The 23230-nt window shown below is 49.7% G+C and carries 22 protein-coding genes and 5 pseudogenes; 11 read left to right on the top strand and 16 right to left on the bottom strand.

The annotated features are described in order from the left end of the window. Nucleotides 1-201: 201 nt before the first annotated feature. Both ACOTXC_RS21800 and ltrA read right to left on the bottom strand, forming a co-directional pair. The gene (locus ACOTXC_RS21800; protein WP_001776122.1) at nt 202-1167 is read right to left on the bottom strand and encodes an ArdC family protein; all 966 of its coding nucleotides are present in this window, start codon (nt 1165-1167) and stop codon (nt 202-204) included. A gap of 469 nt (nt 1168-1636) precedes the next feature. Further along, complete coding sequence (gene ltrA / locus ACOTXC_RS21795) at nt 1637-3124, bottom strand: group II intron reverse transcriptase/maturase (protein ID WP_004178082.1); 1488 nt, start codon at nt 3122-3124, stop codon at nt 1637-1639. 405 nt (nt 3125-3529) lie between these two features. Between ltrA and umuD the strand changes: the two genes are divergently transcribed. Together umuD and ACOTXC_RS21785 are read left to right on the top strand one after the other, a co-directional pair. Next, nucleotides 3530-3961 (top strand): translesion error-prone DNA polymerase V autoproteolytic subunit, encoded by a 432-nt coding sequence (gene umuD, locus ACOTXC_RS21790; protein ID WP_000776034.1) that lies wholly within the window; start codon nt 3530-3532, stop codon nt 3959-3961. Further along, entirely contained in the window at nt 3961-5232 is a 1272-nt protein-coding gene (locus ACOTXC_RS21785; RefSeq protein ID WP_004118291.1) for a Y-family DNA polymerase, read from the top strand. The genes umuD and ACOTXC_RS21785 overlap by 1 nt, the downstream gene beginning before the upstream one ends. Nucleotides 5233-5313: 81 nt before the next feature. Here ACOTXC_RS21785 and ACOTXC_RS21780 read toward each other — a convergent pair whose 3' ends face one another. Then, complete coding sequence (locus ACOTXC_RS21780; RefSeq protein ID WP_000064120.1) at nt 5314-6288, bottom strand: ParB family protein; 975 nt, start codon at nt 6286-6288, stop codon at nt 5314-5316. After that, on the bottom strand, nt 6288-7493 hold the full coding sequence (locus ACOTXC_RS21775) for an AAA family ATPase (protein ID WP_000368714.1): 1206 nt from the start codon (nt 7491-7493) through the stop codon (nt 6288-6290). Before ACOTXC_RS21775 ends, ACOTXC_RS21780 begins: the two co-directional genes overlap by 1 nt. Before the next feature lie 414 nt (nt 7494-7907). Here ACOTXC_RS21775 and ACOTXC_RS21770 point away from each other — a divergent pair, with 414 nt between their 5' ends. Next, on the top strand, nt 7908-8177 hold the full coding sequence (locus ACOTXC_RS21770) for a hypothetical protein (RefSeq protein ID WP_000339857.1): 270 nt from the start codon (nt 7908-7910) through the stop codon (nt 8175-8177). 356 nt (nt 8178-8533) lie between these two features. On the opposite strand, the gene ACOTXC_RS21765 is transcribed toward ACOTXC_RS21770, so the two are convergent. After that, nucleotides 8534-9400: a replication initiation protein gene (locus tag ACOTXC_RS21765; protein ID WP_004118283.1), complete on the bottom strand. Its 867-nt coding sequence runs from the start codon at nt 9398-9400 to the stop codon at nt 8534-8536. 534 nt (nt 9401-9934) lie between these two features. Here ACOTXC_RS21765 and ACOTXC_RS21760 point away from each other — a divergent pair. Both ACOTXC_RS21760 and ACOTXC_RS21755 read left to right on the top strand, forming a co-directional pair. Next, nucleotides 9935-10039: a hypothetical protein gene (locus ACOTXC_RS21760; protein ID WP_032409716.1), complete on the top strand. Its 105-nt coding sequence runs from the start codon at nt 9935-9937 to the stop codon at nt 10037-10039. A 128-nt stretch (nt 10040-10167) separates the two neighbouring features. Next, nucleotides 10168-10425: a hypothetical protein gene (locus ACOTXC_RS21755; RefSeq protein ID WP_000764642.1), complete on the top strand. Its 258-nt coding sequence runs from the start codon at nt 10168-10170 to the stop codon at nt 10423-10425. A 57-nt stretch (nt 10426-10482) separates the two neighbouring features. On the opposite strand, the gene ACOTXC_RS21750 is transcribed toward ACOTXC_RS21755, so the two are convergent. From ACOTXC_RS21750 to ACOTXC_RS21725, 6 genes and pseudogenes are all read right to left on the bottom strand, one after another. Continuing rightward, nucleotides 10483-11259: a site-specific integrase gene (locus tag ACOTXC_RS21750; protein ID WP_000015958.1), complete on the bottom strand. Its 777-nt coding sequence runs from the start codon at nt 11257-11259 to the stop codon at nt 10483-10485. Continuing rightward, complete coding sequence (locus ACOTXC_RS21745) at nt 11256-11999, bottom strand: hypothetical protein (protein ID WP_000129823.1); 744 nt, start codon at nt 11997-11999, stop codon at nt 11256-11258. Before ACOTXC_RS21745 ends, ACOTXC_RS21750 begins: the two co-directional genes overlap by 4 nt. Before the next feature lie 50 nt (nt 12000-12049). Further along, nucleotides 12050-12400: a hypothetical protein gene (locus ACOTXC_RS21740; protein ID WP_000493378.1), complete on the bottom strand. Its 351-nt coding sequence runs from the start codon at nt 12398-12400 to the stop codon at nt 12050-12052. A 143-nt stretch (nt 12401-12543) separates the two neighbouring features. Further along, nucleotides 12544-12789, bottom strand: a pseudogene (locus tag ACOTXC_RS21735) (hypothetical protein); the annotation flags it as partial. A 235-nt stretch (nt 12790-13024) separates the two neighbouring features. After that, nucleotides 13025-14833: an ATP-binding protein gene (locus ACOTXC_RS21730; protein WP_032413492.1), complete on the bottom strand. Its 1809-nt coding sequence runs from the start codon at nt 14831-14833 to the stop codon at nt 13025-13027. Continuing rightward, entirely contained in the window at nt 14830-15876 is a 1047-nt protein-coding gene (locus tag ACOTXC_RS21725; RefSeq protein WP_032621004.1) for an SIR2 family protein, read from the bottom strand. The genes ACOTXC_RS21730 and ACOTXC_RS21725 overlap by 4 nt, the downstream gene beginning before the upstream one ends. Before the next feature lie 183 nt (nt 15877-16059). Here ACOTXC_RS21725 and ACOTXC_RS21720 point away from each other — a divergent pair, with 183 nt between their 5' ends. The 5 genes and pseudogenes from ACOTXC_RS21720 (at nt 16060) to ACOTXC_RS21700 (ending at nt 18374) form a co-directional block, all read left to right on the top strand. After that, complete coding sequence (locus ACOTXC_RS21720) at nt 16060-16242, top strand: IS1 family transposase (protein ID WP_350339070.1); 183 nt, start codon at nt 16060-16062, stop codon at nt 16240-16242. A 136-nt stretch (nt 16243-16378) separates the two neighbouring features. Continuing rightward, nucleotides 16379-16537, top strand: a complete 159-nt coding sequence (locus ACOTXC_RS21715) for an IS1 family transposase (RefSeq protein WP_353622627.1) — start codon at nt 16379-16381, stop codon at nt 16535-16537. Nucleotides 16538-16542: 5 nt separating this feature from the next. Continuing rightward, nucleotides 16543-16752 (top strand): IS1 family transposase, encoded by a 210-nt coding sequence (locus tag ACOTXC_RS21710; protein WP_047715686.1) that lies wholly within the window; start codon nt 16543-16545, stop codon nt 16750-16752. A gap of 15 nt (nt 16753-16767) precedes the next feature. Continuing rightward, nucleotides 16768-16911 (top strand): annotated as a pseudogene (locus ACOTXC_RS21705) (IS110 family transposase); the annotation flags it as partial. A gap of 281 nt (nt 16912-17192) precedes the next feature. Then, entirely contained in the window at nt 17193-18374 is a 1182-nt protein-coding gene (locus tag ACOTXC_RS21700; protein ID WP_094686392.1) for a DUF4268 domain-containing protein, read from the top strand. Nucleotides 18375-19299: 925 nt separating this feature from the next. On the opposite strand, the pseudogene ACOTXC_RS21695 reads toward ACOTXC_RS21700, so the two are convergent. Further along, nucleotides 19300-19772, bottom strand: a pseudogene (locus ACOTXC_RS21695) (IS1 family transposase); the annotation flags it as partial. 268 nt (nt 19773-20040) lie between these two features. Further along, nucleotides 20041-20796, bottom strand: coding sequence for a replication initiation protein RepE (gene repE / locus ACOTXC_RS21690; RefSeq protein ID WP_000807690.1), 756 nt, complete (start codon nt 20794-20796; stop codon nt 20041-20043). Between the two features lie 519 nt (nt 20797-21315). Between repE and ACOTXC_RS21685 the strand changes: the two are divergent. Further along, a pseudogene (locus tag ACOTXC_RS21685) lies at nt 21316-21783 on the top strand (IS1 family transposase). 10 nt (nt 21784-21793) lie between these two features. On the opposite strand, the gene ACOTXC_RS21680 reads toward ACOTXC_RS21685, so the two are convergent. The 3 genes and pseudogenes from ACOTXC_RS21680 to ACOTXC_RS21670 all read right to left on the bottom strand — a co-directional run. Further along, complete coding sequence (locus ACOTXC_RS21680; protein WP_000861580.1) at nt 21794-21985, bottom strand: hypothetical protein; 192 nt, start codon at nt 21983-21985, stop codon at nt 21794-21796. A gap of 8 nt (nt 21986-21993) precedes the next feature. Further along, nucleotides 21994-22380: a plasmid stabilization protein StbA gene (gene stbA / locus ACOTXC_RS21675; RefSeq protein ID WP_001039463.1), complete on the bottom strand. Its 387-nt coding sequence runs from the start codon at nt 22378-22380 to the stop codon at nt 21994-21996. Between the two features lie 751 nt (nt 22381-23131). Next, nucleotides 23132-23230 (bottom strand): annotated as a pseudogene (locus ACOTXC_RS21670) (IS6 family transposase); the annotation flags it as partial.

Genomic DNA, 23230 nt, shown 5'->3' with positions numbered 1-23230 from the left:
GTAACGGCTGCCGCCTGAAAAAGGGTTCATTTTTTTTGAATCTGTCCTGTTTTTTTTCCCGTGCCGGCATCAGCTGCAGGACGTCCTGCAGCTGATGCCGGCCGCGTTACAGAATTATAAAAAACAGTGACTTATATAATTCCCTCCCTGATTCTCTCTCTTTCAAAAATTCTGAAGCCCTGCACCGCAGGGCTCCAGCTGTCAGCAGTCCATCAGCCAGCGGTGCGCTTTTGAGGCCGCTGCCGCCGCTTTAAAGATGTAGCGCTTGTCTCCCTTCAGGGCTTTCAGCCAGGACGCGATATAGCTTTCATGCTGCACCTCTCCCGTAATTCCCAAATCCGCCATCAGAAACGCGCTGCCCAGCTCGGCGATCAGTTCCTCAAACGCATACGCCTCAGAGCCAAACTTATTGCCTTTTTCACGATTGAGGCGGGACGCTGCCCCCGTCCAGTGAACCAGCTCATGCAGGCCGGTGGCGTAGAAGTTCGCCGCGTCCGCGAAGCGGAACCGCTCTGGCAGGACGATTTCATCGGTGGCCGGACGATAGAACGCCTTTACGCCCTGCTCGGTGATTTTTGCCCCGCTCCGGGTCATGAGTGCTTCCGCCTGCGGCAGCGGATCGAAACCGGCAACCGGCTGCGGCACGCTCTCGATGCTCAGGCCGTCGATTTGCTCCACGTTAAACACGGTAAAGGCTTTCAGCATCGGGATTTTTTCGATTTCCCCGTCCTCGTCCTCTTTCTCCAGAGTCTTGTAAAAGATGGCCGTCGTGCCGTGTTCACCTTTACGAACCTGGCCGCCCAGCTCCTGCGCCTGTTTGTAGGTCAGCCAGCGCTCGTCCTGAAAACCCTGTTTTGCCGCACTACACCACAGCAGCATGATATTAATTCCGCTGTATGCCGTGCCGGTGCTGAAGTTGGCCGGTAATCCCGCCGCTGCGCCGTTGCGAACCCACGGGCACACCCACGGTTTAACGCCGCTTTCCAGGGCTGCAATGATGCTGTCCGTTACGGTCTGGTAAAGGTCTGTTTTGACTGCGCCAGCACGGGCTTTGCTTTTGCCCCTGGAAAATTTCGTTTTTGAGGAGCCTGACTGCTCCAGCGGGGATACGCTGGTCGCCTGTGAAGCTTTAGGGGCGGTTGTCTGAGTGTGCAGGTTCATCGTCATGGCTGTTTCTCCGTCAGTGTGAATTTCGTCTTCGTATCGCCTGACGGTTCGGCCTGCCCGGAGTCGTTCTGGTCTGCAAGGGCGCGCAGCGTGCCATTTACCCTTGCTGACCAGGTTGTGACGGGGGACGATTACCGGAAGCTGATACGCAGGAGAAAGGCATCACAGGAGAAAATGACGATGTGCACACCCGGACTTACCGCCCCTTTAGCTGCACGGGTGAAATCGCCCTTCAGCGTCCGGAGGACAGGTAAAAAAAGCACTGACGACGTCAGTGCTGCCTTTGTGGTGTGCGGTGTTACACTGCCGCAGCCGGTCAGTTCGCCCTTCCTGAATCCGGGGGCGGTTTGTTTTCGGGGACGTTCTGACCGGCACTCCCCCATCACTTGCAGAAATTTCACCGCCCTTTATGTCGCGGTAGGGATACCCGTTACCGGATACCCCCCGCACAGATCCCGGCGTGCGCGATTTACGCACCGGGCTCCTGCCTCGGGTGTCTGGCGGTGAACCGCTCCACAGGCCATGGATGAAGAACCCGAACCCTTGGTAGCCATGCGGCTGCCAGTTTGTTTGCTTTCGTCCAGGTCGTATCATCCTTCTGGCTCCTGCGCCTGAGCGCCCGGCGCCAGAGGTTTGTTACGTGTGTCCTGAACTTCTGCATGGTGGGGAAGTTGCCCGGTACCGAGTGATAGTTCAGGTATCCCTGAACCACTCTCCTGAGCCATTTTCCCTGTTCGGGGATTGAGTAATGCCAGCGCCTTCGCAGACCGTCTTTGATGGCTTTCAGAGTTGCCGTCATCCGATCCCGGCGGGTCTTTCGTATCAGCATGAACCTGCCGTTGCGATCTTTCCCGCTGATGTGCGTGAACCCGAGGAAGTTGAACGTTTCTGGTTTGCCTTTTCCCCTGATGGCACGGTTTTCGGCAGCGAAGCGGCCGAACTCCATCAGACGGGTTTTCTCCGGGTGAACCGTGAGTCCGAACTCCCTCAGTCTGCGCTGCATGGCTATACGGAAGCGCCGGGCATCGTATCGTTTGTCGAACCCGATGACGATGTCATCGGCGTATCTGACCATTACCACATTGCCTGTGGCATAGCGACGTCGCCACTGATGCGCCCACAGATCGAAGACGTAGTGGAGGTATATGTTTGCCAGCAGCGGTGAGATGACCGCACCCTGTGGGGTGCCTTCCTCCGTTGCTCGCCATTGACCCTCCTCCGACGTCCCGGCTGTGAGCCACTTACGTATGAGCCTGATTACCCTCCGGTCGCCGATCCGATGCTCTGTGAACCTGATCAGCCATTCGTGGCTCACCCTGTCAAAGAACTGACTGATGTCGGCATCCAGTACCCAGTTTACGTTAGTGCGTACCAGCCCTGTGGCCAGTGCGTCCAGTGCATCGTGCTGGCTTCGCCCGGGTCTGAACCCGTATGAGAACCCCATAAAGTCGTTTTCATAGACTGCGTTCAGGATTTTCACCAGCGCATACTGGACGATCTTGTCCTCCAGCGAGGCGATGCCGAGCGGGCGTTGTTTTCCATCCGCTTTTGGGATGTAGTGACGCCTGCCGGGCTGCGCCCTGTAGCTGCCCTGATGTAGCCTCCGGTGCAGATCTGTTATGTTGTTCTTCATGTTTCCGGCGTAGTCCATCCACCTGATGCCATCCACTCCGGCGGCCGCTTTCCTGCTCAGGGAGAGGAATGCGGCTTCCAGTGCTTCGACTGTCAGCAGGTGGAACAATGCTGTAAACCGTTCTTTCTTCCGCTGCTTCGCAGCTTCCCGCACGCGTGACAGCCTCTGTGACATGCTTTCCCGGCTCTGTGTCCGGCGCATGTGTGGCTGTTCCGCGTTCCCCTTGGCCCCGCTCCTTCGCTCCACTGACTCCGCTCCTTTCGGGTTGTTCGCCTGCTTCGCCGCTACTATGAGCGAGTCCGACTTCTCCTCTCCGTACATCACCGGCTATGACTCCTCGTCTTCCCGGTGCGGGCCATCTCCGACACTGGCAGATGGTCAGAGGGGAGATCTCCCGGTTCCCGCGTAGAGATCGTATTGACATGCCAGGGTCTCAGACCCCGCCGGGTCCATGTGGCACTCGCAGTATCGCACCCTATGATGTTGCCTTCCGTTAACAGTACAACGTCGGCACCCGGTAATTTAATATACATTTCGTGGCTCAATGGCTGGCCTGTCAACACCCCTGTCAACGCTTCGCCCCATACCTCGCGGTATGCAACGCATGACTCGGGGACCTTGTGGATTGCTGGTCCTTCAATGGTCGGGGACTTTCACCCCTTGATCTCTACCGGTCTCCCGGCGCACACTGTATGTATAACCAGTAAAATTAGAGTGTCAGGAGGAAAGATGAAACTACAACTTTTCAGCACCGGGAAAGAACTCCCGCCACAGGCCCATCCATTGTTTGCCGATCTGGCCAGCTGCGGTTTTCCCAGCCCTGCTGCTGACTATGTCGAGTCCGATCTGGATCTCCATGATTACTGCATACGGCATCCGAGCGCGACGTACTACCTGCGTGCCAGCGGAGACAGCATGGCCGACGGCAGTCTGTACAATGGCGATCTGCTGGTTGTGGACAGTGCTGAAAAGCCGCGGCACGGCGATATCGTTGTCGCCAGCATGCAGGGGGAGTTTACGGTGAAACGGCTTCTGCTGACGCCGCGACTGACGCTGCAGCCCATGAATGCCTCCTGGTCGCCGATTTATCCTGATCCCGACGAGCTGGATATCTTTGGCGTCGTCACGCATATCATCCACCGCCCGAGGGAGATGTACTGATGTTTGCCCTGGCCGATGTGAACAGCTTCTATGCCAGCTGTGAACGTGTTTTCCGCCCGGATTTGAAAGGAAAGCCGATAGTCGTCCTGAGCAACAACGACGGGAATGTAATCGCTCGCAGTGCCGAGGCGAAGCCCTGGATCAAAATGGGAACTCCGTGGTTTCAGATAAAAAACGAAAGATACCCGGAAAAAATATATGCGTTTTCAAGTAATTATGAACTTTACGCCTCGATATCGGCGCGCGTGATGAACTGCCTGGAGGAACTGGCCCCCAGGGTGGAACAGTATTCAATTGATGAGATGTTCCTCGACCTGACCGGCGTGGAGCACTGTATGGGGCTTGAGGACTTCGCCCGGCAGCTGCGTCAGCAGGTGTATGACTGTACCCGCCTGACCATTGGCGTGGGCGCCGGACCAACGAAAACCCTCGCAAAATCAGCCCAGTGGGCCTCAAAAGAGTGGAAACAGTTTCATGGCGTACTCGCTCTGACCAGGGGAAATCCGCAAAGGACGCGGAAACTGCTTTCACTGCAGCCGGTTGAAGAAATCTGGGGGGTGGGTAACCGTATTGCACGCAAGCTAAATGTGCTGGGCATAAAAACCGCGCTCGATCTGGCTCTGACGAACCCGGCCTTCATCCGCAAAAATTTTTCTGTCGTCCTTGAGCGAACGGTACGGGAACTGAACGGGGAAAGCTGCCTTTCGCTTGAGGAAGCCCCTCCGACGAAACAGCAAATTGTCTGCAGCCGCAGTTTTGGCGTGAAGATCACGGAGTACGAGTCACTCCGTCAGGCTATCTGTCAGCACGCAGAGCGGGCCTCTGAAAAACTGCGTAAAGAGCACCAGTATTGCCGGCATATTTCCGTTTTCATCAAAACGTCTCCGTTCGCCATTAAAGAGCCTTACTACGGCAACGTGGCTACGGAAAAACTTCTTACACCCACTCAGGACACCAGGGACATCATTGCAGCCGCTACAACGGCTCTGGAGCGTATCTGGAGGGATGGGCACCGGTATGCCAAAGCCGGAGTTATGCTGAATGACTTCACCGGCTCCGGAGTTTCGCAGCTGCAACTGTTCGACGAACGCCCGCCACGCCCTCACAGTGCTGAGCTGATGAGGGTTCTGGACGGGATCAACAACTCAGGGCTGGGTAAAGTATGGTTTGCGGGGCGGGGTATGGCCCCGGAATGGCAGATGAAACGGGAGATGCTTTCTCCTGCTTATACGACACGATGGTCAGATATTCCTGCAGCGAAACTGGCGTGAAACCATGGCGATTTCACCGTGAAATTCTCAACCTAAACTGCCTAATTACAATAAGTTAGATGTGAAATCGCCATGGCGAAATTATTGACTCAAATTTCTGTCAAGGACTTCGTTGATAGCCTTGTCCAGTTCATCCTGAATCACTTTTGACATACGGCTAAACTCATAAGTCAGCGTGCGCCCTTTCACACGCTTACGCGCGAACTTGTCCTTTTCTTCAAAAGACCAGAGTGGGGAAACCACTGACTTTTCCTTGGGAGATGGATCTATCAATGCCTGAGATGCCTGAGAAATCAGCTTCAGAATACTGGCTTTCTGTTCGTCTTCTGGTCGCTCGCCATCACTCAAAATTGCATCGAGCTGAGCTGATACAGACTGAATGAGTTCTTCAGGCGTTAATCCCTTTTCACCGAGTTTTTCATTAACTTCTAAAAGAAGTTTATAATCACTAAACGATAGCTCCGACTGAACCGGGAACAGAGAAATTAAGTCTTGCGGTACGGCCGCCGCCTGCAGCGCCCTGGTAACTTTAGCCTGAGATAATCCCTCCAGTTCAGCAATTTCCTTTTGATTAAATCCGGACTCTTTAAGAGCGATCAATCTCAGACCAATCTCCCGAAGATTATGTTCTTTAGCTGTCTGGATATCTTTAGCCAGTTGGCGAGCTTCATCAGCTGATAAATGTTCTTCGGTAACCATTACATCAAGGCCTGTACGGACAAAAATTGCTGAGGCTCGCCGTCTTGAACCATCCAGTATCTCAATCCTTTCACTTTGCTTAATACCAATACAGGGAAAGAACTGCTGAAACTTAATCGTCTGGATAATGGATTTCAGAGACTCCCTGGTCAGTGCAAGTTGATCTCTTCCATTGTTTTCCTGGTTTACGAAGGTCTTACTTTCAACTTCAGATGCAGGCACCCGAACAAACCTGAACGTTACCTTCCTGCCGGTTTTTAAGGTAAATACCTGACTTCTACCGGTGTCAGCCATTTCGAGCATTGACGCCTGAGTATTTAACTGTCTGCCGATGGTTTTTCTTTTCTCATTCGACATCACATACCTCCGTTAGTACGAATGAACTCGATGCGATCAAAGACTGCCTTCGCAAAGTCTTCCGCTGCTGATTTTGCGCTTTTTAGTGCCTCTGTACTTCCATCATAGGTTGCTGGATTTGCTGAAATAACTGTGTCAAAAGTCTCCCCACAACGTTCGAAACCATCCAGTCTTGGCAGAACCATGTCTAGCATATCGGCACCGAAAACCTCTTTGGCCTGACTATGGCAAATTTTGTGATCAGACTTGTTCAGGATCTTGGACATGAAGCCGACATTACCGATGAGATTGCAGGTGTGCCCATCCATTTCGATGGAATCTATGAGGGCAGGGAGGCTGGCCACAAACTTCAGGGAAGAATGAAAATCAACCGTCGCCGGTGGAAGAGGGGTCAACATCAGGTCTGCCGCCCCAATGCAGTTTTTCAGGAACGCATCAAGGTGAGGACCACTATCAAGGAAAATAAAGTCGTAGTCATGCTGGAGCTTGTCGATAATGTTCTCTTTAAGCACCGCATGAATATTTTTCCCTGGCAGATGTTCTTCACACAATCCCTTCCAGCCTTCAGCAAGGAATGCATCGTCAATGGAAGCGGGGATTACATCAACACCAGGGATAATAGACGGTACTATAAAATCGGAAAGTAATTCTTCACGAGACACGTTCTGGAGCATGGCCTGAGCAGCCGTATTTTCAACCAAGCCCACTGAATTCTCATGGCTCAGGAACATTGTCAGAGATGCCTGCGGATCGAAATCGATGGCCAGAATACGCAGGTCTTCGAACAGAAGCTGAGGATGAGCTCGAAAAGCATGTGATAATGAAGCGGTAGAAACTGTCTTGGAACCACCACCTTTAAGATTACATACAAAAATCGTAAAGGCTTTATCGAAGCGATCCCTGTACTTCGGTACTTTACGATGGTTATACAGATCGATGACATTCTGAATCGTCATCGCGTATTTCATCGTATTACCAGAAGGTTTCTTTTTAAAAATGTAGCCACCGGCTTCCATTTCGGACACAGCATACTCAACACTGCCTTTACTGAGCTTAGGCAGCTTATACAGAGCGGCTTTGCTGTATTCCTGATAGAACTCGGTAAGCTTCAATTCCTCTTTTTGCTGTCGGATACTTTCGCTCAAAGATGTCAGAAGCTTACCTGCACGTGTAGCGACTTTCCGTAACTGCTCAATATTGTCCATTTATCACCTCATGACGTTTTTTGTCATTTTGAACAAAAAGTGTCATGTTGCAAGAAAAAAATCATATTGTTTTGATTTCGCTCTCAACAGAAGGGGGATGAAGCTCGACGGGCGTGCTACTAAATCACACTGCAGCAACACGCAGACGCACTTTTGACCATCAACAGCAACTCATACAAAAGGGCTTTGAGAAAGGTATTCAACTTGCAAGACAGGAGAGTCATTCAGAAGGATTCTGATTTTAGTTACGACCAGTGCAATGCTGAGCCTTATGTATCAGCGCTCGCCGCAGCCATGTAACCGAGCGTAGCGAGCGAACTGGCGAGGAAGCGAAGAGGAACCGTTCCGGCAGATAGCTCTTACGCTCAGCACAAGAAGAGTTTTCCATCCTCTGTGGGAAACAGGTCAACTTTAATGGACGCTCCGGACTATGGGAAACAGGTCAACTTCGCGGACGGCCCGGACTATGGGAAACAGGTCAACTTCACGGGCGGCCGGGAGTGTGGGGAACAGGTCAACTTCGCGGACGGCCCGGATTATGGGAAACAGGTCAACTTCGCGGGCGGCCGGGACTGTGGGAAACAGGTCAACTTTGCAGACGGCCCGGACTGTGGGAAACAGGTCAACTTCGCGGGCGGCCGGGAGTGTGGGGAACAGGTCAACTTCGCGGACGGCCCGGACTAAGGGAAACAGGTCAGCTTCTCGGACGGCCCGGACTATGGGAAACAGGTCAACTTCTCGGACGGTCGGGAGTGTGGGAAACAGGTCAACTCCGCGTACGGCCCGGACTGTGGGAAACAGGTCAACTTTGCAGACGACCGGGACTGTGGGAAACAGGTCAACTTTGCAGACGACCGGGACTGTGGGAAACAGGTCAACTCCGCAGACGGCCCGGACTGTGGGAAACAGGTCAACTACGCAGACAGCCGCGATTGCGGGAAACAGGTCAAGTTAGGCAAGCACTATGGGAAACACAGCAAGTTCAGTATCCCCCCATATGTCAGCAACAAACTAAGGGGGGAGGAAATAAAAATTACAGACTATTGTTTTTTATCAAGAAAATTAAACAGCAAGCGACCATCTTCTTCAGTGGTATATGTTACCTTTAATGGCGTCTTCTCATTAATTTTCTTCAGAGCAGGTTCCAGGAAGGTACGCTTCATTTCAGCAATATTGTTTTTCTGCGAGGCAGGGAGCATAAACCTTTCACATAACCAGTCATGTGTGGTGATCCAGACACCAGTGCTCCGGAACTGACACAGGCTTTCATAAAGCCGGATGACACGAACACTATTAAGCTGGCCACAGTCATAGAGAGAATAGGTAGTGAACTGGGAGGTTAAGCCGACCAGGAATGGCATGACCTTGTAGTTAAATTCAATCTGCCAGGAACCCCGGCCTCGCTTCATTCCTGCTTCAGCCAGCCACGGACGTTTAACTTCTTCAAACTCACCTTCTTTTGGATAAAAGGTAACCGTTGATTCGCCCAGAGCATTTACCCCAGCCTTCACATCACGACTGGCGACAGACGTAGCGACATTGAAGTATTTGACGTAATCGGAAACGCTGATTTTGAAGAGCGGCAATACGTCAGAGTCATCTTCCTGGCTGTCATTAAAATAGGCCTGCATGAGGCATAACCACAGCACACGTTTTGCCTGAAGAGGCAGGTAATATGCAGCTTCGGTCAATTCGTTAGATTGCTTTATACTGGCGCGTTTTTTAAACGTTTTAGTAGCTGGCAAGAGTGCTTGAGTATCCATTTCAATGCCTATGGGTAAATTTTTACCCACCCATAATGACAGTGAAAACAGAAATTGCAAGCTATCGCGATACTTATCCACCGGAAAAATCTGCACTTTATCCACAAGTGGATAATTGAGAACTGAACTTGACCTCTTTCCCATAGCTTGTTGATGCGTATCCCATAGCTTGTTGACACAAAACCCACTGATACGTGATTAATTTCCCATATTATGTTTACCAGTTGCCCATACAGGCCCCCTCTCAGGCCGCACTGTACGCGGCTTTCAGGCTCCCTAAAAGATGTAAAATAAAGAAAAAGAATAAAAAAGTACTTTATAAAAATATGCCCGTGGATAAGTGGATAACCCCGAGGAGAGGTGATTTTTCAGGCATTGAGCGTAAGCAGAATTTATAAGTTTTGTTCCCTGGTGCTTCCTCGCTCACTCGGGGCTTCGCCCTGTCGCTCGACTGCGGCGAGCACTGCTGGCTCGATCATATCCGTGGCCGGAAGATACTACTCCTCCCCCGAGTCGCTCTCCAGAGCCGGCTACAGCGAGACAACCCGCACGAAGATTTCTATCGTCCCTGCAGACATATTCGAATCGTTTTTATTAACCCTGGCTTCCGTCGTGACAGAACACTACGTCCTGTAAAAGGGGGACTAAGGCCCCTGAATCACACACCTGAAATTAATAATGCGGAGTTTTACGATAATGTCATTGCTGGAAACTTTCCTGACCGCTTCTCAGGGGGCAACAATCCTGTTCCTTGCCATGCTGATCTACTGGCAAAAGCGATAAATCCAAGCGGGCTGGCCTTTGGCCAGCTTCGCTGTATAAGGGGAAAAATGCGGCATATCCAGACATTTCACTAGGCAATTTGAATTCAGATATCTATGCTTGGGATCCGGTCAACAGGAGGTAACAAGATGAAACTTGAAACTATACAGATAGATAATACCGTAAGGAGTGGTCTTAATTCTTTCACTGACGGGGTGATTATTCGTGATACAAAGGTATTGATCACGCTCAATCTCCCGGATGGACAGAAAACCACTATTGAGGGGGAATGGCGGCATATGTCGGACGCCAACAGGTTGTCAGAACGTATTACGATGCTTCAGCATGCGATCTATGAGCAGTATGAGGAATACAGAGCAGATATTCCCGTCAGCTGGTCCAGATAACGTCTGACAGACCTCCCCGGCGAGCAGGACGTTCGCCAGCATCATTCTCCTAAGTACTTAAATATTCCCTTTCAGCATGGCTACCGCATCCGCTTCGGGCATCTGAAACTGAACTCGATGCCGCGCAGCAACATCAAGTGCGAACACCTTCGTATAGACTTCCGTCGAGCTAATCGATTTGTGGCCCATCAGGCTCTGCAAAACCTTCAGTGGTATGCCGGCATACAGCATATGCATCGCGTAGGAGTGGCGGAACGTATGCGGGGTGACCGGCACCGAGAATGTCACCCCGTCGACGGCGGCCGCTTCAACCGCTTCGCCAATCCAGGTCCGTACTGTCCGGTCGGTGATGTCCCAGATGCGGGCTTTCTCTGTTCTGCCGGTACGCTTGTTGCGTCTTTCCAGCGGAATTTTCAGGGTGGCCACCATCATCTGCAGCTGGCTGACGTAGTGGTGATCGGAAAGCGGAACCAGACGATGAGCCTGGCTACCGGCGGGAGCTCGGCCGGCTGTCCTGGCCGCTTTTTCGGTGCGCTGCTTAAGCGTGGCCAGCTGCACGAACGGATACGGTGGCACCAGCGAAAAATCCCCCCGGGTCAGCGCCAGCGCCTCGTTGATACGTGCGCCGGTGTTCCAGAGGGTTGCCAGCAGCATCTTGCGGTGCAAATCGGGCACATAATGGAGCAGGGCGCTGACTTCCGGTGCCAGCAGGTATTTCGGTAGTTCATCTTGAACGAGCGCCATCTGGCGCAGGGCCAGCGCGGCGGGATAGTCAATGGCCACCGGCATTTGCGCCGGCTGCTGCGGGTGAGAATATGATAAGAGGCCGCTCATTGGTTTGACATTCCATCAGGTATCACTAATTGATTCCACTCCCTGTTGCGGGTAGCTTCAGCAGCGCGCAGGGCTCTTTCGCGCCTCCAGACTTTACGAAACACGGAAACTGCAGACCATTCATCATGACCTGTAAGACGTGTTTCGGGCATCCCGGTTGCCTTGCGCAGACGGACGGCAAGAATGACAGCGTTGATGCCCAAGCGCGTGAACTGATACTGCCGTTCCCTGAAATAGTCCTTATGCCAAGGAGGGTCGGAGTATTCGGCGGCATATGCAATTGCCCTGTGGGCCTCATCCTGGAGCACCGGCAGTTCACGGATGCGATACATAAGACGTGGCTCTAAAGTCCGCCAGTCACCGGAGACATCGATCAGATTCAGTTCAGGGTAATTCGTGACAGCTTTTCTCTCAGGCTGGGGGGCATCATCATCCTGGCCGTCATCCGTCACAACCCGGAAACAACCCTCAGCATACCGTTCAAGCATGAATACCAACTCGGTGGCAATGTAATGCAGTTCCTTTTTCATTTTATCTTCTGACGCCTGTCTCTCACGCTTAAGCGTGAAATAATGTGTCAGCCAGATGCCAGTGAGTGTTATACCCCCAGTAAGCAGGCCAGTGATAAGCCCGGTTGCCACGTTTCCCCAGATCCCCGCCCCTTGATTAATCAGCTGTACGGAAACCGGATGGGATGTCGCAGCAACTATACTCTCAGTTGCGGCCTGTATATCAGTCATTGATCATTTACCCCTTTATATTCCTGAGAAATCCCGCCCTCTGTCCGTAGTCAGCGGCCGGCAGCCAGCTCTTCAGCCAGTTTCACAAACCTTTTGTGCTCAGTCTGCAGGTAATGGCTGTAAATCCGGGCATCACGTTCTGTCAGTCCGGATGGATTGCCGGTGAAGTAACGTTGCAGCACCGCAATACAGTGATTGTAGGTATCGAGATCATATTCCCAGTTTCCCAGCTCACCGGCCGCATCCAGTTCCTGGCGAAACTGCTCGTATTTACGGAGCAGAATGCCAAGACCTAATTCTGTTGCAGCATAAAGATTATTTTCTCCTGGCGCGGAAATCGCATTACGGATTTTTTCAAAAGCATAACTGAAATCATTTCTCTCATTGAATGCAGTAAACATGTCCTTTCCTCAGTTGAATAGTTAGCCGTGCAATTTTACCACACCTCAATCATCGTCAGATGAGTGCCACTCTGTCGCGACAGTGACTTTCACGAGAGTGATTTTCACATACTAAAATAATAAGCAGCCATATAACAACGTAATTAAATTACCTGACGGCCGCTCTGGCCGGATCCGACTTTTATGTTATTCCACAGTTTCCGGAAGTGTACCACGCACACGGAATAACCACAGCGCCCTTTCAGGGTGGTGAGCGGCCGGTCACGGGGGAGGGGAGGGACACAACATATAGGGTCACTGACAGCTGGAAACACCTCTACATCTTGTGTTGCCTGGCCGCTGCGCGCCGGCGGGGCTGAAGCAGATCCGGAACTTGGAGTTTTCGGATCTCAAGAAAAGAAAGGAGTGAGGGATAAAAACTGACATTATTAAAAATATAAAAGCAATGCTTAAAAAGCATAAAAGCACTTTTTGTAATTACTGCTAGTACTACAAGAAGAATCTTTAGTTTGAGGCGGCGTTTATGAAGGTGACCGAGCCGGACGCGATTCCAGCATTAGCTGATCTGCTCACACTGAACGGGGAGACAGGCTGCCGTTCTGCTCAGAGAAGCGGCAGCCGTGGCTAAAGCATTAGGTCTTCAAAATTCAGCGTATGGCTGTGCGGCTTTTTGCGGAAAGACAGCTCGTTTATACGAAGCTTAAGTGGCATAGGGCAGATCACGCCACTGAATATGCAGGTGCCGGTTGCAAGCGTTGGAATAGATTCTTCAGTCATGCGGTCTATGTAGGAAACGGATTTTTCAATAGCATACAGATCGTTCTGATTTATCAACCGGTGAATGAAATAGTTATGTGCCTGAGAAATGATAGTCGGGGAGATATCATTTGGTCGCTGACTGGATATCGTCACAAAGACGCCAAATTTTCTGCCCTCCTTAATTATCTCTTCAAACGTTTCGAGCCGATAATCCTTCCAGCTTTCTGATTCCCTGAACGAGGTGTTCGAAAGGATATTGTGTGCTTCGTCTATGATGAGATGGAGAGTGGACGGTACCTTATCCATTTTTTTTGCTGAATAGGCCCATTTGGCCATTAAAAGTGGTAGCGTTTTTTTCATGGTCAGATTGACCATATTAAGGTTCAGGACAACAAAGTTCGTTTCTGCCCAGATGGTTCCGCCGGATGCAGTATTGAAAATTTTACGAATATCTTTTTTCAGTCCGCTCATTCGGTTGATGACAGGAGAAAGATGTTCAGGATTTGAGCGACTTGAAAGATATTCAATAATTAGCTGAACATACATATAGTCCAGCAACTCTTCCATTATATCTTCGGGAAATTCATAATTCTGAGCCCTCTGGTACATATTGCACTGATGAGTATTTTCTTCATTAGAAAAGTAAACACCTGTCTTAGTTCGCCATACGCCGCCGTTGTTATAAAAAAATTCAATATCTGCTATCAGGTCTTCGTCCTTAAGTACGGGACGGAATAAATCAATCAGGTCGTCACTTTTTTTCTTTTCGCAACCAAACAGAGTTTCGGTGACCCGCCGTTTCAGAATTTCACGAAAATATGACTGAGGGTTCAGCTTCGACTCCACTCGCTTTTTGAATTCAAGTACTCGCTTCAGGAAAGGTTTCTGCGTTTTGTCGGTGGCATCCGTCAGGACAGAGAGAATCTCATGCTCAAGCAGTATCTCAGCAGGCATCGGAATGCGATCACCCTCTTCATCATGCGTGCTAAGATTGTAAACAACCTTGTCGCGCGTAATGCAACTTCTCCCACCATATTCACCATTGAAATCAAATAAAAGAAACCGTGACCGACTTCTGAATCCTTCGCCTAGTAGGTTTTTCAGGGCCTCATAGCCATGCTGGTAAAGCGCGGCCAGAGTATTGGACTTGCCGCTGCCAGTATTACCGAAGATGGCGATGTGTGAGTTGAGAAGGCCGCTTATCGGGAGAGTGATATCAATATCTTCGAGATCGGTGCGCGAAAAATTCAGCCCAGACTCGCCCGCTGGCGCGATCGAGTGGATAAGATGAAGTTGTTCCTCAGACATCAGAAAAACTTCATTGCCGATAAGGGGTAACTCGCGTGTTCCGCCAGTAAAGCGCCCGTTCCGGTCAATGTAGCCTGCCAGTGAGGCTGTAAGATAGCGTCGGAAGCGAAGCGAATCGCTTCCGCTACCAACAGGTGATTTTTCCTCGACAATCTTCTCGGTTTCTACCTTTGCAATCAGACTCATGAAGCCTTTTTTGACTTCGATGAAACTACCTACTGAAACATTTTTGAGCACCTTACCGTGATAGAAAAGGTCACTCAGATTTTTATTTTTATCGACAAGCACGCTGAGTGTTCTGCCCGATACTTCACGAACCTCACCGATCCTTAATACTGCTTCTTCGTTAACAAAAGCGGAGGTCATTTCATACCTCCAAGAAAGCTGGTTATAATTTCATTCATCTTTTTGAAGTCCAACGGAGCTCCAGGAGTAAAAACCACATCAACGTTGGAATAATCTCGGAATTTACCAAGAAATAGGTCTTTAGCCGCCTCGTTGTAAGCGAATATAACAATTTTGAGCGTGGCGTTTCGTAGCGCTTTTTTGGTAAGGGTTTCAATATGCTCATCCGCAAAAGAAAATCCGAAAACTATAAGCAAAGAGCCTTCTTTATCCAGCTCATTTGAATAAGTCCGTAGTAGATCGTAATACACGTTTTCAAGTAAGGTTTCACGAAATTTATCCTTTCGCGGCAGAACCAGTTGATGTGACATAACCCAGTCCTGCTTCTCCTTTGGTGTATTGAACGCAACTGGCTTCATATCCTTAATGGAATAATAGATTTCCTTATCATAGCTATGCCAGGAAAGGGAACCATGCAGCTTGATGAGATTCACCGTAGGTAGTTCCACGCTGTAATTATAAAGGTTTCCGGTTGCGTGTATGGTCTGATAAAAACATTTGGCATCGAATACTGTCCGGTTGTAAATATCAGCGCGCTGACGGAATCCATCATTCAGAATGACGTTGTTATTTTTAACCGCCGCATCCTCAATGAACAAATCATAGTTAGTCGTAAAAAGGTTGATGCGCCGCGGTAGCAATCCAGTCCGCCGCCTCGTTAGAAGCATTTCTAATGCCCGCATGAGCTTCGCGTAGTTGTTTTGTGTCGATACGACATCATCTATTAAAGTAGGAAGGATTACCTCTGCGGGCCTGCTTCGCTTCAGGAGGACGTTGTTTGCCTTCCATACATTGTCCAGAAAAGACTCAGATTTACTGAAGTATTCATCATCATTTCCGGCGCGGACCAGAGCCTCAAGCTCGCTTTCAATATCACCTAACACGCTGATTGCAGGCAGTGATGCTCCTGAGCCAATGATGAAATTGATGTTTGCTGACTGAAATATGCGTTCAAAGTATTCACGATCTCTGTCCTGCCCGTAGTAAGCCCGATAAGTCGCCACGCTGTGCCTTTCCTTAAATATCGTAGATAAGATTTATCTTACATGTTTCAACAAGTGATGCATCCTGTTTAAATTTCATTCTCTGACTCATATACGAACGTAGCTAAACGAATCAGGTAGGCAGTTTCGGTGATGCTGCCAACTTACTGATTAAGCGTATGATGGTGTTTTTGAGGTGCTCCAGTGGCTTCTGTTTTTATCAGCTGTCCCTCCTGTTCAGCTACTGACGAGGTGGTGCGAACGGCAAAAGCACTGCCGAACATCAGCGCTATTTCTGCTCTCACTGCCGTAAAACATGGCAGCTACAGTTTACTTACACCGCCTCTCAACCCGGTACGCACCAGAAAATCATTGATATGGCCATGAATGGCGTTGGATGCCGGGCAACCGCCCGCATTATGGGCGTTGGCTTCAACACGATTTTACGGCACTTAAAAAACTCAGGCCGTAGTCGGTATTCTCGCGCATACAGCCGGGCAGTGACGTCATCGTCTGCGCGGAAATGGACGAACAGTGGGGCTACGTCGGGGCTAAATCGCGGCAGCGCTGGCTGTTTTACGCGTATGACAGGCTCCGGAAGACGGTTGTTGTGCACGTATTTGGTGAACGCACTATAGCGACGCTGGAGCGTCTTATGAGCCTGCTGTCACCCTTTGGGTGATATGGATGACGGATGGCTGGCCACTGTATGAATCCCGCCTGAAGGGAAAACTGCACGTTATCAGCAAGCGATATACGCAGCGAAATGAGCGGCATAACCTGAATCTGAGGCAGCATCTGGCAAGGCTGGGACGGAAGTCGCTGTCGTTCTCAAAATCGGTGGAGTTGCATGACAAAGTCATCGGGCATTATCTGAACATAAAACACTATCAATAATTTGGAGTCATTACCTACGATGAGATGTGCCTGCGGGGTAAACCTAAAATGGTGGCCATTGGCGCGCTGATGCGGAAACTGGTGCACTGGTGTTATGGCGTCCTGAAGACCGGAACCGTTTTTAATGACGAAGGTCTGAAACAAGTACTGTCAACCTGACTATACCTGGCTGGCATTAAACTCAATGTAACGCTCACAGCAGTAAGTGAGCGCAGTCCGCTATGAGCGATCTACGGACATTGCTAGCAGCATTAGGTGTGAGTCAACAGGGAGCTTGTCAGCTCACGCTACCGGAGGATATGATAAATGGGGAATTGAGAAATTTAAATTTCAATATAAACAAACAATTATCTTCTTAGCGTACGTTTCCGTTCCATTACCCTCAAACCCAAATAAGATAATTCTGCCAGAAGCAAAACAATCAGGATGTGAGATAGAAAATGTATAAGATTGATCGGCAAAACAATAGCCTCAAGTCGCTCATGGAAGTCTCTTTTAGCAGTCTTGGTTTTCGCGAACGCGATCATTTGCAAGAGTGGCTGGCAAACAATCCTCAAGCGTTGACTAAGAAAGATGATAAAGAGGACGAACTTTTAATTATTCAGAAAGAGTTTGCTGGTTTTGATGAGACTAACGAACGTCTCGATCTGCTGGCTATCGACAAAAAAGGCAACTTGGTCATTATCGAGAATAAACTTGATGATTCAGGGCGTGACGTGGTCTGGCAGGCGCTGAAGTATGCGGGTTACTGCGCCAACCTTCGTCAGGAAAGCGTTGTCGAAATTTTTCAGCTTTATATTACACAACATGAACCCTCGGAAATCCGCCCTGCGGCAGAAGTTATTGCAGAATTTATGGGCTGGGAAAGTTTGAAAGAAGGTGTGCTCAATCGAAAAGGGACACAGCGCGTTATCATGGTAGCGGCGAATTTCCGCAAAGAAGTTACCAATACTGCACTATGGCTAATGCAGTTTGGCATCCGAGTGCAATGCTTCAAAGCGACGCCGTACCTCTTTGCCGAGGATGTTTTTGTCGATATACGGCAGGTCATTCCGACTCCTGAAGCGGAATCCTACATGATTGGAATGGCGCAGAAAGAGGCAGAAGAGCAGTCCACCTCAAGCAGTAGCGAACTGCAACAACGACATTATTTACGCCGTGAGTTCTGGTCGTTAGCACTGGAAAAATTCCGTACCAGCACATGTTCATTATTTAACAACCGAGCACCTACGACAGACCATTGGCTGGCAGCGGGTTCGGGGGTTAGTGGCGTGCCTTTTGAAGTGATCTTCTCGCAAAAAGATGCTCGCATTCAGCTCAATATTTCACGTTCAGATGCGGTAGAAAATACATGGCTGTTTGAGCGTCTGTCAGAGCGCAAAACGCATATTGAGTCGCAGTTTGGTGGGATGCTCAATTGGCGACTACTGCCTGAGAGAAAAAGCTGCCAGGTTGTTTGTGCAAAAGCATTTGACGGCGGAAACAAAGAACTTTGGCCTGACATCATTAGCTGGATGATTGATGGTATGACCCGTCTGGAAAAAGCAATTCGCCCGAGCTTACAGGAGCTGGCGGTTGAGCTGAAAAAGTCAGGTCTGATCACCGAAGGTGGGGACGAGTAGTATTAAGTAGAGTGACCCTGACCCGTGATCCACGCAAACTGTAATTAACAACTTCCGCTCCTGGCACAAAGCAGACGTTAAAGTCTACACTTCCTGATGCCGCGTCAGCGGCATGGAGGCGCCAGATGAGGTTACATGTGTCTGTGGAGTCAAATGGCGCCGAAAGCCCGGCGTAGCCGGTTGCCGGGCTATAAATTCTGCCACCCTACCCCCTGCCCTGATTAGCCTTAACCCGCTAACAGCAATGAAGAAGTCAAAGTAATCCCTTTTAACCCCGGTGAGCGGGCTTTACGGCGTTTACGACGTAAAGGGCGTGATTTCCGGGGCCTTAGCGGCGGCAGCTTGCTGCTGACGCTTAGGGGGATGTTCATCAACTATCTCAGCGACACCAGGGAACTTAACGCGGTAGCTGCAAAGCTATACCCGCTAAAAACGTCTCAGATGCCTCTGTACGCGGTCGGAGTGGCGACAGCCGCAGCCGGGGCGTATCTCCGCGTTAGCGGGCCGGAGGGCCGCTTACGAGCGTGTACCAAAGAACTGCCCGCAGCTCCACCGACAGCGATGAAGAAGAGTAGTTACAACACCCATCATTAAAAGCGACACTACTCCCGGCCTTCGGCCGGGGCGGCGGCGCTTTTCAGTGGTGGGGAGGGGCACCTGGCCGGCAAACCGGCGCCGGTTTTATGATGGATTTCCTTTTGAATGCTGTAACTAATTTGCTTCTCCGGCCGGGGCCCGTCGCGTAGCGAAGGGAGCTCTCACTGACGTTGCCGAACCGGCGCGACCGTCTGGTCGCTGCAAGGGCGGGCATTCTCCCGAGCCGGTCCACAATGCAGGCGATGAACAGGTTATGGATTTACAGAATTTATTAAAGGATCTTTAAAAGAGATACAGAGCTGGTGTTTAAAAGGAACCACGCGCCCTGAAAGTCCGACGGCAGGCTCAGAAGATGCTCCAGCGTGGCCATAGTACGTTCACCGAAGACGTGTGCAACAACCGTCCTCCGTATCCTGTCATACGCGTAAAACAACCAGCGCTGGCGTGATTTAGCGCCGACGTAACCACACTGTTCATCCATTTCAGAGCAGACAATCACATCACTGCCCGGTTGTATGCGTGAGTTTACCGACTGCGGCCTGAGTTTTTTAAGTGTCGTAAAATCGTGTTGAGGCCAACGCCCATAATGCGTGCACTGGCGCGACATCCGACGCCATTCATGGCCATATCAATAATTTTCTGGTGTGTACCGGGCTGAGAGGCGGTGTAAGTGAACTGTAGCTGCCATGTTTTACGGCAGTGAGAGCAGAGATAGCGCTGATGTCCGGCAGTACTTTTACCGTTACGCACCACGCCTTCAGTAGCTGAGCAGGAGGGACAAGTGATGGAGATGGAAGCCACGGGAGCACCTCAAAAACACCATCATACACTAAATCAGTAAGTTGGCACCATTACCCGGGAAGAGGGAGAAAATCTAGTGTGACAAACTACCCTCAGGATAGAGTGACAAATTGCCCTCAATTCTGGCTCCACTACCGGTTACAGCCAAAAAAACTATGAGTAAGCGCAGGATGCCAGGGAGGGAACAGCAAAACTGTGACAAATCACCCTCAACTTTCCAGATCAAATGTGACGAACCACCCTTAAATCTGTGACAGATAGCCCTCAACTATTCAATCGTCATGGAGGTTATATCACGGAAGGAAAATACGATATGCGTCGTCTGGCGGCCTTTCTTTTTCTCGATGTAAGAAAGGCGCATTGGTGTCCGGCTGTTGATCTCGTCAACACTTGCCTGCAGGAAACGGCGGCGAAAGTCCGGCATACGCTGGTAACTTTGAGGTAGCTGGTAGCGTTCCATGATCCAGTCGATTTTCAGGGACACGACACCTGAGCCATCAGGTTTACGGTACTGGCACAGAGATTCGTATAAACGCATGGCGTACGGATTGGTAATCTCTTTTGTTTCACTGAGCCGGAACTGCGTAAACCGGTTCTGTAACCCGATGAAGAAGGGAATCAGATATGGGTTGATATGTACGCTGTAAAGCCCTCTGGATGGGCTGTGCGCACGTTTAATAAACCAGGGAAAGGATTCATACCCTTTTTCATCGCCGGCATCCTCTTCAGGGCGATAGAAAACCACTTCCTTACCCGCAAAACCTTTTAAAGCCTGTCGTATATCCTTACTGGCTTCAGCGGAGGTCAGCCCGAATGTTTCAGCGTATTTAGCAACGTGAATTTCGCAGATGCCGTCATGTTCCTGCAGGGAGCCGTCGGATTTTCTGATCTGGTCAACGAACAGATACAGCATACGCTTTTGATCCCTGGAGAGACTATATGCCGCCTCAGTCAGCTCGTTAGACTGGACAATCCGCGGGCTATTTTTACGTTTTTTATGGTTTATAACCGCTATTTCCGCCATGACAGGTCCATGCGAAGTGTGACAGACTTTAAGATTGTCACACTTCATAAAACAGAGTCAACAGGGATGGATAACTTTGTGAAAAGCAACGCTTCCTGAGGGCAATTTGTCACAGGGTTAAGGGCAACTTGTCACAGAAATGGCGGCTATTTGAGGGTGATTTGTCACACTGAAAGGGCGTTTTGTCACAGATCCCTCTCTGGAACCCGCATGGATAAAGGCCTGTGGGCATTCTAAAAATAAAAATCTAACAACTATTTAAAAAGATCTTATAAAAATATCCCCGTGGATAAGTGGATAACCCCTATGGGAGGTGATTTTGCAGGCATTGAGCGTATGCAGAATTTATGAGTACTGTTCCATGGTGCTTCCTCGCTCACTCGGGGCTTCGCCCTGTCGCTCGGCTGCGGCGAGCACTGCTGGCTGCCAGAAGTTAGACATACAGCCTATTCTGTCCAGTTCTGGGTAATGCTACCAACTTGCTGATTTAGTGTATGATGGTGGTTTTGAGGTGCTCCAGTGGCTTCCATCTCCATCACTTGTCCCTCCTGCTCAGCTACTGAAGGCGTGGTGCGTAACGGTAAAAGTACTGCCGGACATCAGCGCTATCTCTGCTCTCACTGCCGTAAAACATGGCAGCTACAGTTCACTTACACCGCCTCTCAGGCCGCAGTCGGTAAACTCACGCATACAACCGGGCAGTGACGTCATTGTTTGCGCGGAAATAGACGAACAGTGGGGTTCGTCGGCGCTAAATCACGCCAGCGCTGGTTGTTTTACGCGTATGACAGGATACGGAGGACGGTTGTGGCGCACGTCTTCGGTGAACGCACTCTGGCCACGCTGGAGCGTCTTCCGGGCCTGCTGTCGGCCTTTGAGGTCGTGGTATGGATGACGGATGACTGGCCGCTTTATGAATCACGCCTGAAGGGAGAACTGCATGACAAAGTCATTGGACATTATCTGAACATAAAACACTACCAGTAAGTTGGAGTCATTACCCCTCAATCAAACGTGAGAAGTCGTCACCTTTAAAACTGGTCACATTTTCAATACCCAGATCGGAAGCAGACTGGTTGATAGTCTCTACCGCATAGAACTTTGCACCAGTCAGCCGCGGGGCTAACAGGTAAGATGAAATTAAGGTTTTACGAACACTGCCACTGTAATTAATTACCGCTACTTTCATAAATCACCTCAGAATTTTTTGTTGAACTTCTTAGGGTCGAAATTCTCACCGATTTTATTGAAGAATTCTTTATCAATAATGCCGGGACTCTCTGCTTTTTCACTTTCCTGCGCTTCAGGCTCAGACGGTTGTGTATTGTGCAATACACTTTCCGCTGCACCCTTCGCGCTACTCTTATCATGTGTATTGTGCAATACATTTTTTCGGTTTTGCCGCGTTCTATACAGTGCCATCTCAAGCCCTTTGGCTGTTACCGAAAAGCTGTATTCGCTGTCGAGGATTTCAGCAATTTCATGCCGCGTTAGCCCTCTGTCCAGCCAGTTCTCGATTTCATTTAGGCGCAATCTGACAGCAGCCGATAAGTTGCGGGGTTTCAGATCTGCTGGTTTATTCATAACCCCCTCCGTTGTATGAAAATGACTCTACAACACTCGTAAGAAGGGGTCAATCGAGTTTTGTAGTTTATCTGTAGTTTTCTTGTAGTCTATTTGTAGTCTGTCACGTTTTTTGTAGTTTCTTTGTAGTTTTATTGTAGTCTATTTGTAGTCTTCCAACACTAAGGCAAAACGTTTTTTGTAGTTTATCTGTAGTTTATCTGTAGTTTTTGGTTGCTCAGATGGTCATGCAAGCATGACCATCAAAGAATAGGACGCTTTTTAGCCAAATGACCCTTAACCTACGGAGATCGCCCTACCAAAAAAAGATGATTTTTTATCCCTTAACCTGCTATACACCTAACGCAGCGTGATAAATCACGCTATCTCACTGATTTAAAAGAAAAAAAACCAAATTTAACCATGCTGCGGTATTACCCAGGTATTACAAATCTAATCTAACTTACTGATTTAAAACATTTTTTATTTATTACTTTGGTAATACTATGATTTCACCGTATTAGACACCCTTTTTTCGTTTAAAAAATGCACAAAGTGAGGACTGAATGCCAACAATAACCGCAAAAGTATCAGATGAACTTTTGGCCTATATAGACCTGGTTTCAGGTGGTAATCGGTCAGAGTATCTGCGGCGCTGCCTTGAAGCTGGCCCAGGTGATCTGGAGTCCGGGTTGAAAATAGTTACCAACCAGCTGAGCGGGCACTGTTGCAAAGTTAGCGATGAGGCAGCGTTTTGTCTTATTCAAAGGCCTTACATTTCAAAAACTCTGCTTACCAGGCGCATTTCGCCCAGGGGATCACCATAATAAAATGCTGAGGCCTGGCCTTTGCGTAGTGCACGCATCACCTC

It is taken from the genome of Enterobacter cloacae complex sp. IR5428 (assembly GCF_049238585.1).
In the GTDB taxonomy this organism is placed as follows: domain Bacteria; phylum Pseudomonadota; class Gammaproteobacteria; order Enterobacterales; family Enterobacteriaceae; genus Enterobacter; species Enterobacter intestinihominis.
The sequence above is the reverse complement of the archived record's forward strand: the minus strand, read 5'-3'. Positions and strand labels throughout refer to the sequence as shown.

Excerpts from the sequence above, each read along its gene's own strand:
- ACOTXC_RS21800 (WP_001776122.1), bottom strand. The coding sequence starts at position 1,167 with ATGACGATGAACCTGCACACTCAGACAACCGCCCCTAAAGCTTCACAG.
- umuD (WP_000776034.1), top strand. The coding sequence starts at position 3,530 with ATGAAACTACAACTTTTCAGCACCGGGAAAGAACTCCCGCCACAGGCC.
- ACOTXC_RS21785 (WP_004118291.1), top strand. The coding sequence starts at position 3,961 with ATGTTTGCCCTGGCCGATGTGAACAGCTTCTATGCCAGCTGTGAACGT.
- ACOTXC_RS21780 (WP_000064120.1), bottom strand. The coding sequence starts at position 6,288 with ATGTCGAATGAGAAAAGAAAAACCATCGGCAGACAGTTAAATACTCAG.
- ACOTXC_RS21775 (WP_000368714.1), bottom strand. The coding sequence starts at position 7,493 with ATGGACAATATTGAGCAGTTACGGAAAGTCGCTACACGTGCAGGTAAG.
- ACOTXC_RS21770 (WP_000339857.1), top strand. The coding sequence starts at position 7,908 with ATGGACGCTCCGGACTATGGGAAACAGGTCAACTTCGCGGACGGCCCG.
- ACOTXC_RS21765 (WP_004118283.1), bottom strand. The coding sequence starts at position 9,400 with ATGGGAAAGAGGTCAAGTTCAGTTCTCAATTATCCACTTGTGGATAAA.
- ACOTXC_RS21760 (WP_032409716.1), top strand. The coding sequence starts at position 9,935 with ATGCGGAGTTTTACGATAATGTCATTGCTGGAAACTTTCCTGACCGCT.
- ACOTXC_RS21755 (WP_000764642.1), top strand. The coding sequence starts at position 10,168 with ATGAAACTTGAAACTATACAGATAGATAATACCGTAAGGAGTGGTCTT.
- ACOTXC_RS21750 (WP_000015958.1), bottom strand. The coding sequence starts at position 11,259 with ATGAGCGGCCTCTTATCATATTCTCACCCGCAGCAGCCGGCGCAAATG.
- ACOTXC_RS21745 (WP_000129823.1), bottom strand. The coding sequence starts at position 11,999 with ATGACTGATATACAGGCCGCAACTGAGAGTATAGTTGCTGCGACATCC.
- ACOTXC_RS21740 (WP_000493378.1), bottom strand. The coding sequence starts at position 12,400 with ATGTTTACTGCATTCAATGAGAGAAATGATTTCAGTTATGCTTTTGAA.
- ACOTXC_RS21730 (WP_032413492.1), bottom strand. The coding sequence starts at position 14,833 with ATGACCTCCGCTTTTGTTAACGAAGAAGCAGTATTAAGGATCGGTGAG.
- ACOTXC_RS21715 (WP_353622627.1), top strand. The coding sequence starts at position 16,379 with ATGGACGAACAGTGGGGCTACGTCGGGGCTAAATCGCGGCAGCGCTGG.
- ACOTXC_RS21710 (WP_047715686.1), top strand. The coding sequence starts at position 16,543 with ATGACGGATGGCTGGCCACTGTATGAATCCCGCCTGAAGGGAAAACTG.
- ACOTXC_RS21700 (WP_094686392.1), top strand. The coding sequence starts at position 17,193 with ATGTATAAGATTGATCGGCAAAACAATAGCCTCAAGTCGCTCATGGAA.
- repE (WP_000807690.1), bottom strand. The coding sequence starts at position 20,796 with ATGGCGGAAATAGCGGTTATAAACCATAAAAAACGTAAAAATAGCCCG.
- ACOTXC_RS21680 (WP_000861580.1), bottom strand. The coding sequence starts at position 21,985 with ATGAAAGTAGCGGTAATTAATTACAGTGGCAGTGTTCGTAAAACCTTA.
- stbA (WP_001039463.1), bottom strand. The coding sequence starts at position 22,380 with ATGAATAAACCAGCAGATCTGAAACCCCGCAACTTATCGGCTGCTGTC.